This is a genomic window from Arthrobacter sp. Ld5 (assembly GCF_051172775.1).
In the GTDB taxonomy this organism is placed as follows: domain Bacteria; phylum Actinomycetota; class Actinomycetes; order Actinomycetales; family Micrococcaceae; genus Arthrobacter_D.
Genome location: NZ_JBPKBO010000005.1, coordinates 167,062 through 182,523 on the forward strand (window position 1 = coordinate 167,062; position 15,462 = coordinate 182,523).

Annotated in this window: 14 protein-coding genes and 1 riboswitch; of the genes, 3 read left to right on the top strand and 11 right to left on the bottom strand. The window is 73.5% G+C overall.

The window, feature by feature from the left end:
• Nucleotides 1-50: 50 nt before the first annotated feature.
• Nucleotides 51-167, bottom strand: a riboswitch (SAM riboswitch).
• Nucleotides 168-323: 156 nt separating this feature from the next.
• A complete protein-coding gene (locus ACSGDB_RS03340) occupies nt 324-965 on the top strand; it encodes a VOC family protein (protein ID WP_434992834.1) in 642 nt (213 codons plus the stop codon).
• Nucleotides 966-984: 19 nt separating this feature from the next.
• On the opposite strand, the gene ACSGDB_RS03345 is transcribed toward ACSGDB_RS03340, so the two are convergent.
• The 7 genes from ACSGDB_RS03345 to ACSGDB_RS03375 form a co-directional block, all read right to left on the bottom strand.
• Nucleotides 985-1,290 (bottom strand): DUF1540 domain-containing protein, encoded by a 306-nt coding sequence (locus ACSGDB_RS03345; RefSeq protein WP_434992837.1) that lies wholly within the window; start codon nt 1,288-1,290, stop codon nt 985-987.
• 138 nt (nt 1,291-1,428) lie between these two features.
• Complete coding sequence (locus ACSGDB_RS03350) at nt 1,429-2,229, bottom strand: CPBP family intramembrane glutamic endopeptidase (protein WP_434992838.1); 801 nt, start codon at nt 2,227-2,229, stop codon at nt 1,429-1,431.
• A 42-nt stretch (nt 2,230-2,271) separates the two neighbouring features.
• Nucleotides 2,272-3,474, bottom strand: a complete 1,203-nt coding sequence (gene hutI, locus ACSGDB_RS03355) for an imidazolonepropionase (protein ID WP_434992840.1) — start codon at nt 3,472-3,474, stop codon at nt 2,272-2,274.
• Nucleotides 3,474-4,865 (bottom strand): formimidoylglutamate deiminase, encoded by a 1,392-nt coding sequence (locus ACSGDB_RS03360; RefSeq protein ID WP_434992842.1) that lies wholly within the window; start codon nt 4,863-4,865, stop codon nt 3,474-3,476. The genes hutI and ACSGDB_RS03360 overlap by 1 nt, the downstream gene beginning before the upstream one ends.
• Before the next feature lie 13 nt (nt 4,866-4,878).
• Entirely contained in the window at nt 4,879-6,096 is a 1,218-nt protein-coding gene (locus ACSGDB_RS03365; protein WP_434992844.1) for an allantoate amidohydrolase, read from the bottom strand.
• Between the two features lie 25 nt (nt 6,097-6,121).
• Nucleotides 6,122-7,798 (bottom strand): urocanate hydratase, encoded by a 1,677-nt coding sequence (gene hutU, locus ACSGDB_RS03370; RefSeq protein ID WP_434992845.1) that lies wholly within the window; start codon nt 7,796-7,798, stop codon nt 6,122-6,124.
• Nucleotides 7,795-8,484, bottom strand: a complete 690-nt coding sequence (locus tag ACSGDB_RS03375; RefSeq protein ID WP_434992846.1) for an IclR family transcriptional regulator — start codon at nt 8,482-8,484, stop codon at nt 7,795-7,797. Before ACSGDB_RS03375 ends, hutU begins: the two co-directional genes overlap by 4 nt.
• 101 nt (nt 8,485-8,585) lie before the next feature.
• On the opposite strand from ACSGDB_RS03375, the gene hutH reads away from it, so the two are divergent.
• A complete protein-coding gene (gene hutH, locus ACSGDB_RS03380; protein WP_434992847.1) occupies nt 8,586-10,169 on the top strand; it encodes a histidine ammonia-lyase in 1,584 nt (527 codons plus the stop codon).
• A gap of 46 nt (nt 10,170-10,215) precedes the next feature.
• Nucleotides 10,216-11,061, top strand: coding sequence for a siderophore-interacting protein (locus ACSGDB_RS03385; RefSeq protein ID WP_434992848.1), 846 nt, complete (start codon nt 10,216-10,218; stop codon nt 11,059-11,061).
• Nucleotides 11,062-11,088: 27 nt separating this feature from the next.
• Here the strand turns inward: ACSGDB_RS03385 and ACSGDB_RS03390 are convergent, their stop codons facing one another.
• The 4 genes from ACSGDB_RS03390 to ACSGDB_RS03405 form a co-directional block, all read right to left on the bottom strand.
• Complete coding sequence (locus tag ACSGDB_RS03390; RefSeq protein WP_434992849.1) at nt 11,089-12,282, bottom strand: cation:proton antiporter; 1,194 nt, start codon at nt 12,280-12,282, stop codon at nt 11,089-11,091.
• A 9-nt stretch (nt 12,283-12,291) separates the two neighbouring features.
• Nucleotides 12,292-12,774: a cation:proton antiporter regulatory subunit gene (locus tag ACSGDB_RS03395; RefSeq protein ID WP_434992850.1), complete on the bottom strand. Its 483-nt coding sequence runs from the start codon at nt 12,772-12,774 to the stop codon at nt 12,292-12,294.
• 241 nt (nt 12,775-13,015) lie between these two features.
• Nucleotides 13,016-14,122 carry an NAD(P)/FAD-dependent oxidoreductase gene (locus ACSGDB_RS03400; RefSeq protein WP_434992851.1) on the bottom strand — a complete coding sequence of 369 codons (1,107 nt, stop codon included), beginning with the start codon at nt 14,120-14,122 and terminating at the stop codon, nt 13,016-13,018.
• Nucleotides 14,123-14,218: 96 nt separating this feature from the next.
• On the bottom strand, nt 14,219-15,457 hold the full coding sequence (locus ACSGDB_RS03405) for a glycine C-acetyltransferase (protein WP_434992852.1): 1,239 nt from the start codon (nt 15,455-15,457) through the stop codon (nt 14,219-14,221).
• Between the last annotated feature and the right edge of the window lie 5 nt (nt 15,458-15,462).

Genomic DNA, 15,462 nt, shown 5'->3' on the forward strand with positions numbered 1-15,462 from the left:
CCGCCTGTCCGGCTCCCGCCGGTGCCGCTCGGGAAGACCGGACCCGCAGGAGCCCGCGCTTGAACGGCGCCGATGGGACGCCGGACCTGGTCTTCACCCGGGGCACCCCACCGCGGTTGGAGGGTTGCCGGCCAGCAAGCCGGGGCTGTGTGCTGGCACTCATGACCTGCCTTCATGAAAGCCGATCCGGAGGGGATCCGGCAAGCGTGTGACCCTCCATGAAGCCGCCCGTGGGCACGCTCCCGATCCGGTCGAAGGACACCCGCCCGGGAGTAAGGCAAGCCTTAGTCGAGACGCACATCACTTAGTGCCAAGATAGCCGCATGCGTCTGGACCATGTATCTTATGCCTGCGAACCCGATGGACTTGCCGCGACGGCCGAACGGATCTCGGCCAAGCTCGGCGTGGAGCCGGTGAAGGGTGGTGTGCACCCCCGCTTCGGCACCCGCAACATGATCTTCCCCCTGGTCAACGGCCAGTACCTGGAGGTCGTCGAGGTGCTGAACCACCCGGCGTCGGACAAGGCCCCGTTCGGCCAGGCCGTCCGTGCACGCTCCGAAGCCGGCGGTGGCTGGATGGGCTGGTGCGTCGCCGTGGACGACCTCGCGCCGTTCGAGGAGCGCCTCGGCCGCAGTTCCGTGCCCGGCAACCGCAAGTTCCCGGACGGCCAGGAGCTCACCTGGCAGCAGATCGGCATCAAGGGGCTCATCGCCGACCCCCAGGTCCCCTACCTCCTCCGCTGGGACGACGGCACCGAGGACCTCCACCCCTCCAAGGCCCGCCCGGCCTCGGTGAAGCTGGACTGCCTCACCATCGCCGGCTCCTCGGAGCGCGTGACCGACTGGCTCGGGACGGACGTGGAGAAGACCCTCGACGACGTCCAGGTGCAGTGGATCGCCCCCAACGGGACGCCCGGCGTCATGTCGGTGACGTTCGAGACCGACAACGGACGCGTCGAGATCTGACCGTCGGTTCCCGCACGCCTCAGGCGCGCGTGTAGGTGAGGCAGTCGGCGGCGTCCGCGCCGGGACCCACCTGGATGGCCGGCGCCCCGCAGAGCAGGTCGTGGTTGTACCTGCACTCGGAGCGCTGGCAGGCACCCACGTGGGCGATGACCTTCGGCAGCCCCCCGCTGACGGAGGTGTCGACGAACGTGGCGCAGGACGCGTGCTCCTCGCTGCCGGCCACCGTGATGGCGACGGCGTTGCAGCCGTCGTGGTTGAACGAGCAGGCGCGGACGCTGCACTCGGTGACGCTGGGGCTGTCCGTGACGCTGATCATGTCGGTCATGATTCCTCCTGGCTGATCCGAGGGACGGCCCTCGGGCCGCCGTCGTGCTGGATGCCACCAGCGTAAGCCCGCGCCGGACCGACAATTTAGTCATGGTTCTCGTGCGCAATCGGCGCCGGCGGGGTCATGCCCGCCGACTCACGCGCCGATCCCCAGGGCCGGCCCCAGCAGCGCGTAGCCGACGAATCCCGTGATGTCGATCAGCGCGTGCGCGATCACGAGCGGCAGGACCCGCCGCGTCCGCGTGTAGAACCAGGTGAAGAGCAGGCCCATCAGGACGTTCCCGATGAACGGGCCGAACCCCTGGTAGAGGTGGTAGCTGCCCCGGATGAGGGCGCTCGTGACGATGATCGCAGGCGTGGACCAGCCGAGCTCCCGCAGGCGGATGAACAGGTAGCCCACCACGATCACCTCCTCGAGCACGGCGTGCCGGAGCGCCGAGAGGACCAGCACGGGGATGGTCCACCAGTAGTCGTCGAGCGCGGCCGGCGCGAGCGCCGTCGTGATCCCGAGCGCACGGCCCCCCGTGTACACCCCGAGCGTGCCGACGGCGATGACCGCGGCGAGGCCCACCCCGGCACCGATGGTGCGCAGCGGCTGCTCGGCCGTGAGCCCCAGGCGCCGCACGGCCGAGACACCGGGACCGCTGAGCAGGAACAGGACGAGCGCCACGGGCATCAGGGCGAAGAAGATGTCCAGGAGCTGGTAGGCGAGGTCGAAGTACTCGCGCTCGTTCAGCACCGGGTTCAGCGTGGTGGTCTGCCCGGCGAGCGGCCCGCGCGTCAGCTTGTCCGTCAGGCTCACGACGGCATACACGCCCGACTGCCCGAGCGAGAGCCCGAAGACGATCAGCAGTTCGGCGGTGATGCGCCGTCTCGAGTCCGGACCCGCAGGGCCGTCGGCGGGCGGGGCGGTGGAGGACGAGGATCCGGCGGTCATGACGCTATCCTGCCAGCGGAGGCCGGCGGGTCCCACCATCGTTCACCGGACGCGGGTGCCCGCCCGCCAGACGGCGTGCACGAGCGGCATCCCGGGCCGGTAGGCCAGGTGCGTGGCGGACGGCGCGTCCAGCAGCTGCAGGTCCGCGCGGTGCCCGACGGCGAGGGATCCTATGGCGCGCAGGCCGTCGGCGTCGTCCCCGGTGTGGCGCCGCAGCGCCAGGGCTCCGCCGTACGTCGCGGCGCGGACCGCCTCGTGGACGGTCAGCCCCATCTGCAGGACGGCGGTGGCGACGCAGAACCCCAGGGAACTCGTGTAGGAGGTGCCGGGATTGCAGTTGCTCGCGAGGGCGATCCGCGCCCCGGCGTCGAGCAGGCGCCGCGCGGGAGCGAACGGCTGGCGCGTCGAGAGGTCGCAGGCGGGCAGGCACGTGGCGACGGTGCCCGGCACGTCGTCCGCGCCGGGCACCGCCCAGGTTCCGGCGAGCGCGTCGACGTCGGCGTCGGAGAGGTGGTTCACGTGGTCGACGCTGGCGGCGCCGAACTCGACGGCGAGCGCGACGCCGGCTCCAGGACCGAGCTGGTTGCCGTGCACGCGCAGGCCGAGGCCGGCGGCGGCGCAGGCCGCGAGGACCCGGCGTGACTGGTCGGGGGTGAAGGCCCCCCGCTCGCAGAAGACGTCGGCCCAGCGCACGTACGGGCGGACGGCGTCGAGCATCGGCCCGCACACGAGGTCCGTGTAGTCCTCGGCGTCCGCCCCCGCCGGCACGAGGTGCGCGCCGAGGAACGTCACCTCGTCCACCACGCCCGCCGCGATCCGCGCACCGCGCGCCTCCTGCGCGACGTCGAGCCCGTAGCCCGTCTTCGTCTCGAGGTAGGTGGTCCCGCCGGCGGCGGCCTCGGCGACGCGGGCGAGCAGGAGCCGCGTGAGGTCGTAGTCGCCCGCCGCGCGTGTAGCCTCCACAGTGGTTGCGATCCCGCCGGCGGCATACGCCTCCCCCGCCATCCGGGCCTCGAACTCGGCCGTCCGGTCCCCGGCGAACACGAGGTGCGTGTGGCTGTCCACCCAGCCGGGCAGCCCGGCCCGGCCGCGGGCGTCGTACGCATCGTCCGCCGCGGGGGCCCGGGCGGCGGGGCCGATCCAGCTGATCCGCTCGCCCTCGAGGACCAGCGCGGCGTCGCGCAGCACGGCGCCGTCGGCGTCCTGCGTCATCAGTTCACGGATGTTCGTGACGAGCAGGGACATCAGTGCCGCTCCCCGGGATCCGCGGCGTCGAGGCGCGCGATCGCCGCGGCCAGCAGCGGGCCGGGGTCCCCGAGGGTCGCGTGGACGCCGTCGCTCGCCGTCCGGACTCCCCCGACGACGACGCCGGTGACGTCCTGCGCCGTCGCCGTGTACGCGAGCTGCTCCCAGGAGGAGCCGGCGGTGCGCGCACTGTGCGGATCGACGGCCATGAAGTCGGCGGCCAGACCGGGGCCGAAGCCCGCCCCCGGGCGTCCCTGCGATCGTGCTCCGCCGAGGGACGCGATGCCGTGCAACCGTTCCGGGTCGAAGTGTCCCCGCCGGCCGGTGCGCAGGCGCTCCCCGTGCTCGAGGGCCCGCATCTCGAGCCAGGGATCGACGACGGCGTGCTGGTCGGAGCCGAGGGCGAGCGACGCCCCCGCGTCGAGGAGGTCCCCGGCCGGCCCGAGCCCGTCCGCGAGGTCCGCCTCCGTCGTGGGGCAGAGGACGATGCCCGCCCCGGCATCTCCGAGGAGTGCGATGTCGTGCTCCGCGACGTGGGTGGCGTGCACGGCGGACAGCCGCCCGGTGACGAGCCCGTGCCGGTCGAGCAGTTCCGTGGGGGTGCAACCGGTGGCGGCGAGGCAGTCCTCGTTCTCGGCGGGCTGCTCGGACAGGTGGACGTGCAGGGGCATCTCGGGGGGCAGGCGCTGCGCGATCACGGCGAGGTCCCGCTCCGGCACCGCGCGGACGGAATGGAGGGCCGCCCCGACCGTGACCTGGTGCGCGGGGTAACGCGAGGAGACCGCGGTACGCAGCGTCGCGAGCCGTGCGAGCCACCGCTCGGCGGTCCCGTCGGAGAATCGCCGCCGGGCCGCCCCGAGCGGTGTCCCGAAGCCCCCGGCGAGATAGCAGGTGTCGAGCAGGGTCAGCCGGATGCCCGCGCGGACGGCGGCCCGGGCGAGGGCCAGCTCCATGGCGTGCGGCCCGCCGTCGTCGCGGCCGTCCTCCCCGGACCCCTCACCGTACGGGGTGCCGTCGGGACGGTGGTGCACGTAGTGGAACTCGGCGACGCTGGTCCAGCCCGCCACCACCATCTCGGCGTACACCGCGGTAGCGAGCTCCTCGTACAGGGCGGGGGTCAGCGCGTCCGCCGCGCGGTACATCGTCTCCCGCCACGTCCAGAACGTCCCGCCGCGGTCGTGGGTGCGCCCGCGCAGGGCACGATGGAACGCGTGCGAGTGCGCGTTGGCGGCGGCGGGGAACACCACGCCGTGCAGGACGACGTCGCCCGCCCGGGCCGGGACACCCGGCCGCACGGCGGTGACCCGTCCGGCGTCGTCCACCTCGACGCGGACCGCCTCCGCCACGCCCTCGGCCCCCCGCCACGCGTGCTCGCACCAGACGCCCTTCACGGGAGATGCCCGGTCACAGGAGGTCGTCGAGGACGTCCGCGAGCGCGGTGGCCCCGGCGTCGGCGTCATCGCGTTCCACGAACTCCTCGGGTGAGTGGCTGACACCGGTGGGGTTGCGGACGAACAGCATGGCGGTCGGCGCGACGGCGCCCAGGATGCCGGCGTCGTGCCCCGCGCCGGTGGGCAGGGTCGGGGCGCCGGGGAAGGAGCGGCCGAGGGCGTTGCCGAGGGTGCGCTGCAGGGCGCCGTCGAAGTGGACGGTCCCGCTGCGCGACTCCTCGGTCAGGGTGGCGCGGCAGCCCTCGAACGCGCAGATCTTCTGGGCCTGGCCGTGGATCCGCTCGAGCAGGGCGGCCGTCACGGCGTCCTCCTCGTGGCGGACGTCCAGCCAGAGGTCCACGCGGGAGGCGATGACGTTCGTCCCGCCCGGCACGGGCTGCAGCCGGCCGACGGTCGCCCGGGCGCCGTCCTGCTCCGCGGCGGCCTTCCGGACGGCGAGGACCACCTGGGCGGCGGCGACCATGGGGTCGGCGCGGTCGGCCATGAGCGTGGTGCCGGCGTGGTTGCCCTGGCCGGTGATCGACAGGCGCCAGCGGCCGTGGCCGAGCATGGTGGAGCCGATGGCCACGGCGGAGTCGAGGTCGATCAGCCCGCGACCCTGCTCGACGTGGAGTTCCACGAAGTCCCCGATCCGCCGGATCGCCTCCTCGTCGCGGCCCAGGTGCGAGGGGTCGATGCCCGCGGCCCGGGAGGCCTCGGCGAAGGTGGTGCCGTCGGTGTCCGTGAGGGCCCGGACGGCGTCGGGGTCGAGGGTGCCGGTGAGCAGCCGGGACCCGAGGCAGGAGACCCCGAACCGGGAGCCCTCCTCCTCGGGGAACACGGTGACCGCGAGCGAGCGCTGCGGCTGGACCCCGCGCTCGCGCAGCAGGTCGAGGGCCACCAGGGCGGACGCGACGCCGAGCGGGCCGTCGAACGCGCCTCCGCCGGGCACGGAGTCGAGATGGCTGCCGGTGACGAGGGCTCCGTCGCGGCTGTCCGTGGCGTCCCACCACGCCCAGAGGATCCCGTTGCGGTCCGTCTCCACGGCCAGCCCGCGGGCCTCGGCCTCCCCGGTGAACCACTCGCGCAGCGAGGACTCGGCGGGTGTGTGGACGCCGCGCGAGTAGCCCCCGCGGGTGGTGTCGCGGCCGACGTCGCTGATGGAGTCGAGGACTGAGGAGACGGTCTGCACGGGGATACCTTCCGGTCGGGAGTCTTCAGGATTGCATGGGGATGCGGACCCCGCGCTCCGCCGCGACCTCGCGGGCCCGCTCGTACCCGGCGTCGACGTGCCGGATGACGCCCGTCCCGGGGTCGTTGGTGAGGAGCCGTTCCAGTTTCTGCGCCGCGAGGTCCGTGCCGTCGGCGACGGAGACCTGTCCGGCGTGGATCGACCGGCCGATCCCCACCCCGCCCCCGTGGTGGATCGACACCCAGGTGGCCCCGGAGGCGGTGGTGAGGAGGGCGTTGAGCAGCGGCCAGTCGGCGACGGCGTCGGAACCGTCCGCCATGGCCTCGGTCTCCCGGTAGGGCGAGGCGACGGACCCGGAGTCGAGGTGGTCGCGGCCGATGACGATCGGGGCGGACACCGTGCCGTCGGCGACGAGCCGGTTGAACAGCAGGCCCGCCTTGGCCCGGTCCCCGTATCCGAGCCAGCAGATCCGGGCGGGCAGGCCCTCGAACTCCACGTGCTCCGCCGCGGCGTCGAGCCAGCGGTGCAGGTGCCGGTTGTCTGGGAACAGTTCCTTGAGGGCGGCGTCGGTGACGGCGATGTCCGCCGGGTCCCCGGACAGGGCCACCCAGCGGAACGGGCCGAGCCCCTCGCAGAACAGGGGCCGGATGTAGGCGGGGACGAACCCGGGGATCTCGAACGCCCGGCCGTAGCCGCCCTTGCGGGCCTCGTCGCGGATCGAGTTGCCGTAGTCGAAGACCTCCGCGCCGGCGTCGAGGAAGCCGACCATCGCCTCGACGTGCAGGGCCATCGACGCCTGGGCCTTCTTCGTGAAGCCGTCCGGGTCCGCCGCGGCCTCGCGCTCCCACTCGTCGACGGCGATCCCCTCGGGCAGGTAGCTGAGCGGGTCGTGCGCCGAGGTCTGGTCGGTGACGATGTCGACGTCGAGCCCGCGCCGGAGCAGCTCCGGGAAGACGGTGGCCGCGTTCCCGACCACGCCGACGGACAGGGCCCGCCGCTCGCGCTTCGCGGCGAGGACCTGCGCGACGGCGTCGTCGAGGGTGTCCGCGACGGTGTCCAGGTACCGTTTCGCGATGCGGCGGCGCAGGCGCGCCTCGCTGACGTCGACGATGAGGACCACCCCGCCGTTGAGCGTGACGGCGAGGGGCTGGGCGCCGCCCATCCCGCCGCAGCCCCCGGTCAGGGTGAGGGTGCCGGCGAGGCTGCCCCCGAACCGCTTGCGTGCGATGGCGGCGAACGTCTCGAAGGTGCCCTGGAGGATGCCCTGCGTGCCGATGTAGATCCACGACCCCGCGGTCATCTGCCCGTACATCATCAGGCCCTCCGCCTCGAGGCGCCGGAACTCCGGCCAGGTGGCCCAGTCCCCCACGAGGTTCGAGTTGGCGAGCAGCACGCGCGGCGCCCAGGGGTGGGTGCGGAAGACCCCGACGGGCTTGCCGGACTGCACGAGCAGCGTCTCGTCGTCCTCGAGCGTGGTCAGGGTGCGGACGATGGCGTCGTAGGCGTCCCAGCTGCGGGCCGCCCGGCCCGTCCCGCCGTACACCACGAGGTCCTCGGGACGTTCGGCGACCTCGGGATCGAGGTTGTTCATGAGCATCCGCAGCGGCGCCTCGGTCTGCCAGCTCTTCGCGGTCAGCTGCGGGCCGCGGGCGGCCCGGATGGACCGGGAGGGGTCGTGGGTCGGGGAGGTGGGGGTGGTCATGCCGGTTCTCCTGTCAGATCCTCGGGCGCCGGGGCGGCGCCCGCGCCGGGCTCCGCCAGGAGGGCCGCGGCCTCGCGTGCCACGAGGGCGCCGATGCGGTGGGCCTCCGGCCCGGTGATGCGGTAGCTGGGGACGACCACGCTGAGCGCGGCGACCGTCCGGCCGCCCGGCGAGACCGGCGCGGCGATGGCGGTGACGTCCGCCTCGACGCCGTCGCGCACGACGACGAAGCCGCCGTCCGGGGGCCCGCCGGTGAGCACGGCGCCGACCGCGGTGTGCTCGAGCGGGATGCTGCGACCCACCCAACTGGCGTGGCGCACCGAGTGGGTACCCTCGCGCATGGCGAGGTAGACGCCCTCGCCGTCGTGGGAGGGGACGCTGAGGTAGGCCGACTCGCCGGTCAGTCCGACCAGGCGCTCGAGGGCGGGCTCCGCGAGGGAGACGAGGGATTCGTGGCCGAGGGCCTGGGCGCCGAGCTGCACCACGCGGAGGCCGGGCCGGTACGCGCCGGTGGTGTCGCGGCGGAGGAACCCGGTGCCCTCGAGGGTGCGCAGGAGCCGCAGCGCCGTCGACGCCGACAGGTCGGCCTCCCGGGCGGCGTCCGCGAGCGTCAGCGACCCCGCTCCGCAGACCGCACCGAGCAACACGAGGGCCCGTTCGACGGTGCGGGTCGACGACTCGGCCACGCGTCCTCCTTGCTTTCGCGGTCACAGTGGATTTCACTTATTGAAACTCTCTTTTCACTCAATGGCAAGAGCGGCGGGAGCCGCAGGAACCGAGGCGCAGCGTGGACCAGCAGACCGTGATCGTGGGCCCGGGCCCGCTGTCCCCCGCCGACGTCGTCGCGGTGGCGCGGGGCGGCGCGCGGGTGGACCTGTCCGCCGGGGCCCTCACCGCGATGGACCGGTCGCGGGCGGTGGTCGACGCGCTCGTCGACGACGGCACGCCGCACTACGGCGTCTCCACCGGCTTCGGCGCCCTCGCCACGCGGCACATCCCGCTGGAGCAGCGGACCCAGTTGCAGCGCAGCCTCATCCGGAGCCACGCGGCGTCCTCCGGCACCGAGGTGGATCGCGAGGTGGTGCGCGGCCTCATGCTCGGCCGCCTCTCCACCCTCGCGACGGGCCGCACCGGGGTGCGCCCGCTCGTGGCCTCCACGTATGCCGCCCTGCTGAACGCGGGCATCACGCCGGTCATCGGCGAGTACGGCTCGCTGGGCTGCTCGGGTGATCTGGCCCCGCTCTCCCACGTCGCCCTGGCGCTCATGGGCGAGGGCCGGGTGCGGGACGGCGCAGGACGCCTGGTGGCGGCGTCGACGGCGCTCGCGGCGGCGGGCATCGCGCCGGTCGAACTGCGCGAGAAGGAGGGACTGGCGCTGATCAACGGCACGGACGGGATGCTCGGGATGCTCGTCCTCGCCTCGGCGGACCTGCACCGGCTCCTCACGACGGCGGACGTCGCCGCGGCCATGAGCGTGGAGGGCCTGCTGGGCACCGACGCCGTGTTCGCCGAGGACCTCCACGCCCTGCGCCCGCACCCGGGCCAGCTGGCGTCCGCCGCGAACATCCGTGCCCTGCTCTCCGGGTCCGCGCTGCTCGCCGAGCAGCTCACGTCCGAGACCGGCCGGCATCGGTACACCCGCGTCCAGGACGCCTACTCCCTGCGCTGCGCGCCCCAGGTCCACGGCGCGGCCCGCGCCACCCTCGCGCACGCGGACGCCGTCGCGGCGATCGAGCTCGGGTCGGCGATCGACAACCCGGTGATCACCCCCGACGGCCGGATCGAATCCAACGGCAACTTCCACGGGGCCCCCGTGGGCTACGTGCTGGACTTCCTCGCGATCGCCGTCGCCGACGTCGCGTCGATGAGCGAGCGCCGCACGGACCGCTTCCTCGACACGTCCCGCAGCCACGGGCTCAACGCCTTCCTCGCCCACGATCCCGGGGTCGACTCGGGCCACATGATCGCCCAGTACACGCAGGCCGGCATCGTGTCGGAGCTCAAGCGGCTCGCCGCCCCTGCCTCCGTCGACTCCATCCCCTCCTCCGCCATGCAGGAGGACCACGTCTCGATGGGCTGGGCTGCGGGCCTGAAGCTGCGCCGGGCCCTCGACGGCCTGACGCGCGTCCTCGCGATCGAGATCCTCACCGCGGCACGCGCCCTGGACCTGCGCGACGGCGGCGCCGGCACCGCCGTCGGGCCGCGCAGCTCCGCGCCGATCACCGCCGTCCGCGCCCGGCTCCGGCGGGAGGTCGAGGGCCCCGGCACCGACCGCTACCTGGCCCCGGAGATCGAGGCCGCCCGACTGCTCGTGGACGACGGCTCCCTGCTCACAGCGGCCCGGCAGGCACTCCCGGCGTCCCTCCGGTAGGGCTTGTTAGGGTGGGCTGACCGTCCCGAGAAAGAAGCGCCCCTCCTTGTCCTCCCCCGCTCCTGCGCCTGCCGTCAAACCGCCACGACCGCAGGCGGTCCTCACCGTCCTCGAGACGCAGTGGCTGGGCCCGCACCTGGTGCGGGTCGTGGCGGGCGGGCCGGGCTTCCGGGACCTGCAGGACTGCGACGCCACGGACAGGTACGCCAAGCTGCTGTTCGCGAAGCCCTCCCTCGGGCTGACACCGCCCTACGACCTCGCGGCCCTCAAGCGCACCCTTCCCGCGGACGACCGCCCGGTGAAGCGGACCTACACCGTCCGGTGGATCGATCCCGCGGCGGAACGCCTGGCCATCGACTTCGTGGTGCACGGCGACGCCGGCATCGCCGGCCCGTGGGCGGCGCAGGCCTCCCCCGGCGACACCCTGGTGCTCATGGGACCCTCCGGCAAGTGGTCGCCGGACCCGGACGCCGACTGGCACCTCTTCGCCGGGGACGACTCCGCGCTCCCCGCGATCGCGGCCGGACTGGAGGCCCTGCCCCCGGCCGCCGTCGGGCACGCCTACCTCGAGGTGGACACCGCCGCCGACGTGCTCCCGCTCGCCGCCCCCGCGGGCATCGAACTGCACTGGCTGACCCGGGACGGCCGGGAACCGGGCACGACGACGCTGCTCGCGGACGCCGTCGCCGCCGGTCCGTGGCCCGAGGGGCGCGTCGACGCCTTCGTCCATGGGGAGCGCGGCGCCATGAAGGCCCTCCGCGACATCCTCTTCAGGGACCGGGGGCTCGACCGCTCGCAGGTCTCGCTCTCCGGCTACTGGGCCCACGGCCGGGGAGAGGACACCTTCCAGGCGGAGAAGCGCGAACCGATCGGGAAGATCCTCGACGACTGACGCCGCCCGCTCCCGGCCCTCCGCGCCTCAGGCGGCCGGCACCGTGCGATGCCTGCGCCTCGGGAACCGCTCCACGAGTCCCATGGCCGGCTCGGCGAGGCGCGCCAGCACCGGCCCCGCCACGGCCATGATCAGCACGTAGGTCGTCGCGAGCGCGGCGAGCTCCGCGACCACCGCACCGGAGGCCACCGCGAGCCCGGCGATGACGATCGAGAACTCCCCGCGCGCCACGAGGGCCGCGCCGGCGCGGGCCCGCCCCCGGCGTCCGATGCCCTGGCGGCGGGCCGCCCACCAGCCGGTCGCGAGCTTCGTCGCCGTCGTGACGAGCGCCAGGAGCACCGCGACCCCCAGCACCGGAGGGATCGACGCCGGGTCGGTGTTGAGCCCGAAGACCACGAAGAAGATCGCGGCGAAGAGGTCCCGCAGCGGTTCGAGGAGGCGGGCGGCGTTCTCCGCCGTCGCGCCCGAGATGGCGATGCCCAGGAGGAACGCCCCCACTGCGGCCGAGACCTGCAGCGCCGAGGCCAGCCCCGCGACCAGCAGCGCCGCCCCGATGAGGGTCAGGAGGAAGACCTCGGGATCCTTGCTGTCGACGACGGCCGAGACCGCGTGCCCCCAGCGCAGCGCGACGACGAGCACGAGGGTGACCACCAGGAGGGAGATCCCGACAGTGCCGAGCCCGCCGGCGAAGCTGAGCCCGGCCAGCACCGCGGTGAGGACGGGCAGGTAGACCGCCATGGCGAGGTCCTCGAAGACGAGGATGGCGAGGACGATGGGCGTCTCCCGGTTGCCGAGCCGGCCGAGGTCGCTCATGACCTTCGCGGCGATGCCCGAGGACGAGATGTAGGTGACGCCGCCCATCACCAGCGCGCCCACCGGGCCCCAGCCGAGGATCACGGCGACCAGGGCGCCCGGCGCGAAGTTCAGGACGAAGTCCACGATCCCCGCGAGCCACGACTGGCGCAGCCCCGTGACCAGCTCCTTCGCCGTGTACTCCAGGCCGAGCAGCAGCAGGAGCAGGACGACACCGATCTCGCTGGCCACCTCGCTGAAGTCGATGACCCCTTCGAGTTCGACGAAACCGCCCTGCCCGAAGGCCAGGCCACCGAGAAGGTACAGGGGGATGGGCGAGAGGCCGATCCGGCCCGCGAGCCGTCCGAGCACCCCGAGGAACAGGAGAATCGCGCCGAGTTCGATCAGGGTGAGGGCGGTGGTGTGCATGCGCGGCGGTCAGCCGTTGCGCAGGATGTCCGCTGCGGTGTCCAGGCCCTCCGCGGTACCCACCACCACCAGCAGGTCACCGGCGGCGAGCGTGAAGTCGGGAGTGGGCGACGCCTGGACCTGGCCGGACCGGAGCACGGCGACGAGGGACGCCCCGGAGCGCGACCGCATCCGGGTGTCGCCGAGGGACCGGCCGTCGAACGGCGATCCACGCTCGATGAGGAACTGCCGGGTGGAGACCCCGGGCAGGTCCCGGTGCTCCTCCGTCAGCTGCGCGACGAGCTGCCGCGACCCGAGGAGGTTGCCGATGGTCGCCGCCTCGTCCGGGGTCAGCGGGATGGACGCGACGCAGGCGTCCGGGTCGTTGGCCTTGGAGATGATGAGGTCGAGCTCGCCGTCGCGCTGCGCGACGATGCCCACCCTCCGGCCGGACCCGGTGACGATCTCGCGCCGCACACCGATGCCGGGGAGGCGTGTTTCGATGACGTTCATCCGATCATCCTAGACCCGCGCGGACACCTCGGCGCCTGGCACGTCGGCCTCCGACGAGGAGCAGGATCTGCTTCCCGGAGTCCGCCGCGGAATGGATGCCCTCGGCGCGCATCCACCTCCTGCTGACATGGTCCGCTCCGTCCCTCGTGTCCCGCGGCTCGTGCCGCCGGTGATCGAGCCGGTCACCGGCGTCGTGCCGTTCCCACTGTCCGGATCCATCGACCCTCCGGGGCCGTCGACCTCAGGCCGCCGGGGCCGGACGGAGCGCGGCGGCCGCCGCGACCACGCGGTCCGGGTCGGCGCCGAGATCGGCCGGATCGGCTCCGGTGAGGAGGACGGCCGCGACTTCGGCGATGCCCGACGAGGTCTGGAAGCCGTAACCGCCCTGCCCCGCGAGCCAGAAGAAACCTGGGTGGCCGGGGTCGAAGCCCACCACCGGCACGGTGGAGTCCCGCTGGGTGCGGAGACCCGTCCAGGACCGGCGGACGGCGGTGATCCCGAGGGTCGTCACGGCTCCGAGCCGTTCGACGAGGCGCTCGACGTCGCCGGGGTGGGGCTGCGCGTCCCCGGGCTCCGCCGGCTCCGATTCGCTGGGCGAGATGAGGACGCCGTCCGCGTCCGGGCGGTAGTAGAAGGAGTCGTCGGCCGCGGCGACCATCGGGGACCCCGGCGGCGGAGCGTTGTCCGCGGCGACTATCGCCGCGGTCCGCCGGAACGGGACGAGGCCCTGGGGCGCGACGCCGCACAGCGCCGCGACGTCGTCCGCCCAGGCTCCCGCCGCGTCGACCACCACCTCCGCGGTGATCGAGCGGTAGCCGGCGCGGACGGTCCAGCCGGAGCCGTCGTAGCGGGCCGCGGTGACCGGCGCGGACGGAAGGATGAGGACGCCGTCGTCGCTCGCGCTCCGCCGGTGGTACTCGAGCAGCAGGTCCGTGTCCGTCCCCACGCAGTCGGTGTCGACGGCGGCCGCCGCGAAGGCGTCGGGGCGCAGCTGCGGGCAGAGCTCGAGGGCCTCGGCGTGCGGAATCCGGTGCATCGACGCGCTGGCCCGCGCGTCGACGTCGGCCTCCGATCCGACGAGGACGAAGGACCTCGGCACGGTCAGGGGCAGCCCCGTGGAGGACTGCACGCCGTCGAGCAGGTCGAGCGTGCGCCGCGTCAGGTCCAGGACGGGTGCCGGGCCGTAGCTCGGGATGAGTTGCCGCGCCGACCGGGCGGAGGCGTGGTAGCCGAGGGTCGGTTCGGATTCCACGAGGACCACGCTGGAGAACGGTGCCAGCGCGGAGGCCAGGGAGAGTCCGGCGATCCCGCCGCCGATGATCAGGATGTCGCACTCGAGGGAACTCATCCCGTCATCCTAGGCGCGCCCACCCACGGTTCCGTCCGCCCACTGTTCCGTCCGCCCGCGTGCTGGTCGGGTCAGCCCGCGTGCGCGCCGGCGACGTCAGCCCACGTGCGCGCCGGCGGCGCCGTCGACGTCGGCCGGGTGCGCTGCGACCGCGGCGCGGGCGGCGACGAAGGCACGGACGCAGGCCTCGATGTCCGCGGCCGTGTGCGCGGCCGAGAGCTGCACGCGGATCCGGGCAGCGCCCTTCGGGACCACGGGGTAGCTGAAGGCCGTCACGAAGACGCCCTGCGAGAGCATGGCGTCGGCCGTCCGGGCCGCGAGGACGGCGTCCCCGAACATCACCGGGACGATCGCGTGCTCCCCGGGGAGCAGGTCGAAGCCCTCCTCCATCATGCGGCCGCGGAACAGCGCCGCGTTCGCGGTGAGCGCGGACCGCAGGTCGGTGCTGTTCTGCACCAGGTCGAGGGCGGTCAGGGTCGCGGCGACGATCGACGGCGCGAGCGAGTTCGAGAACAGGTAGGGGCGGGCGCGCTGCCGCAGGAGGGCCACGATCTCGGCCCGGGCGGCAACGTACCCGCCGGACGCCCCGCCGAGGGCCTTCCCGAACGTGCCCGTGAAGATGTCCACTCGGTCGGCGACCCCGGCATGCTCGGGCGTGCCGGCGCCGGTGGCACCCATGAAGCCGACGGCGTGCGAGTCGTCGACCATGACCATCGCGTCGTAGCGTTCGGCGAGATCGCAGATCGCCTCGAGCGGTGCGAGGTAGCCGTCCATCGAGAAGACGCCGTCGGTGACGATCAGGCGCCGTCGTGCCCCCGCCGCCTCCTGCAGCTTCGCCTCGAGGTCCGCCATGTCGCGGTTGGCGTAGCGGAAGCGCTGCGCCTTGGACAGGCGGATGCCGTCGATGATGGACGCGTGGTTCAGGGCGTCGGAGATGACGGCGTCCTCCGCTCCGAGGACGGATTCGAACACGCCGCCGTTCGCGTCGAAGCAGGAGGAGAACAGGATGGTGTCCTCCGTGCCGAGGAACCGCGAGACGCGGCGTTCGAGCTCGAGGTGCAGGTCCTGGGTGCCGCAGATGAAGCGGACGGACGCCATGCCGAAGCCGCGCTCGTCCAGGGCCGTCTTGGCCGCGGCGATGATGTCCGGGTGGTCGGCGAGGCCGAGGTAGTTGTTGGCGCAGAAGTTCAGCACCGGGGCGTCGTCGGCCCCGAGCGCACCGGCCGTGATGTGGCTGGACTGCGGTGAGGAGATGCGGCGCTCGTGCTTGAAGAGGCCCGCACGGCGGATCTCGTCGAGTTCCCCGGCGAACTGGTCGCGGACTGCTGAGTACATGTCTT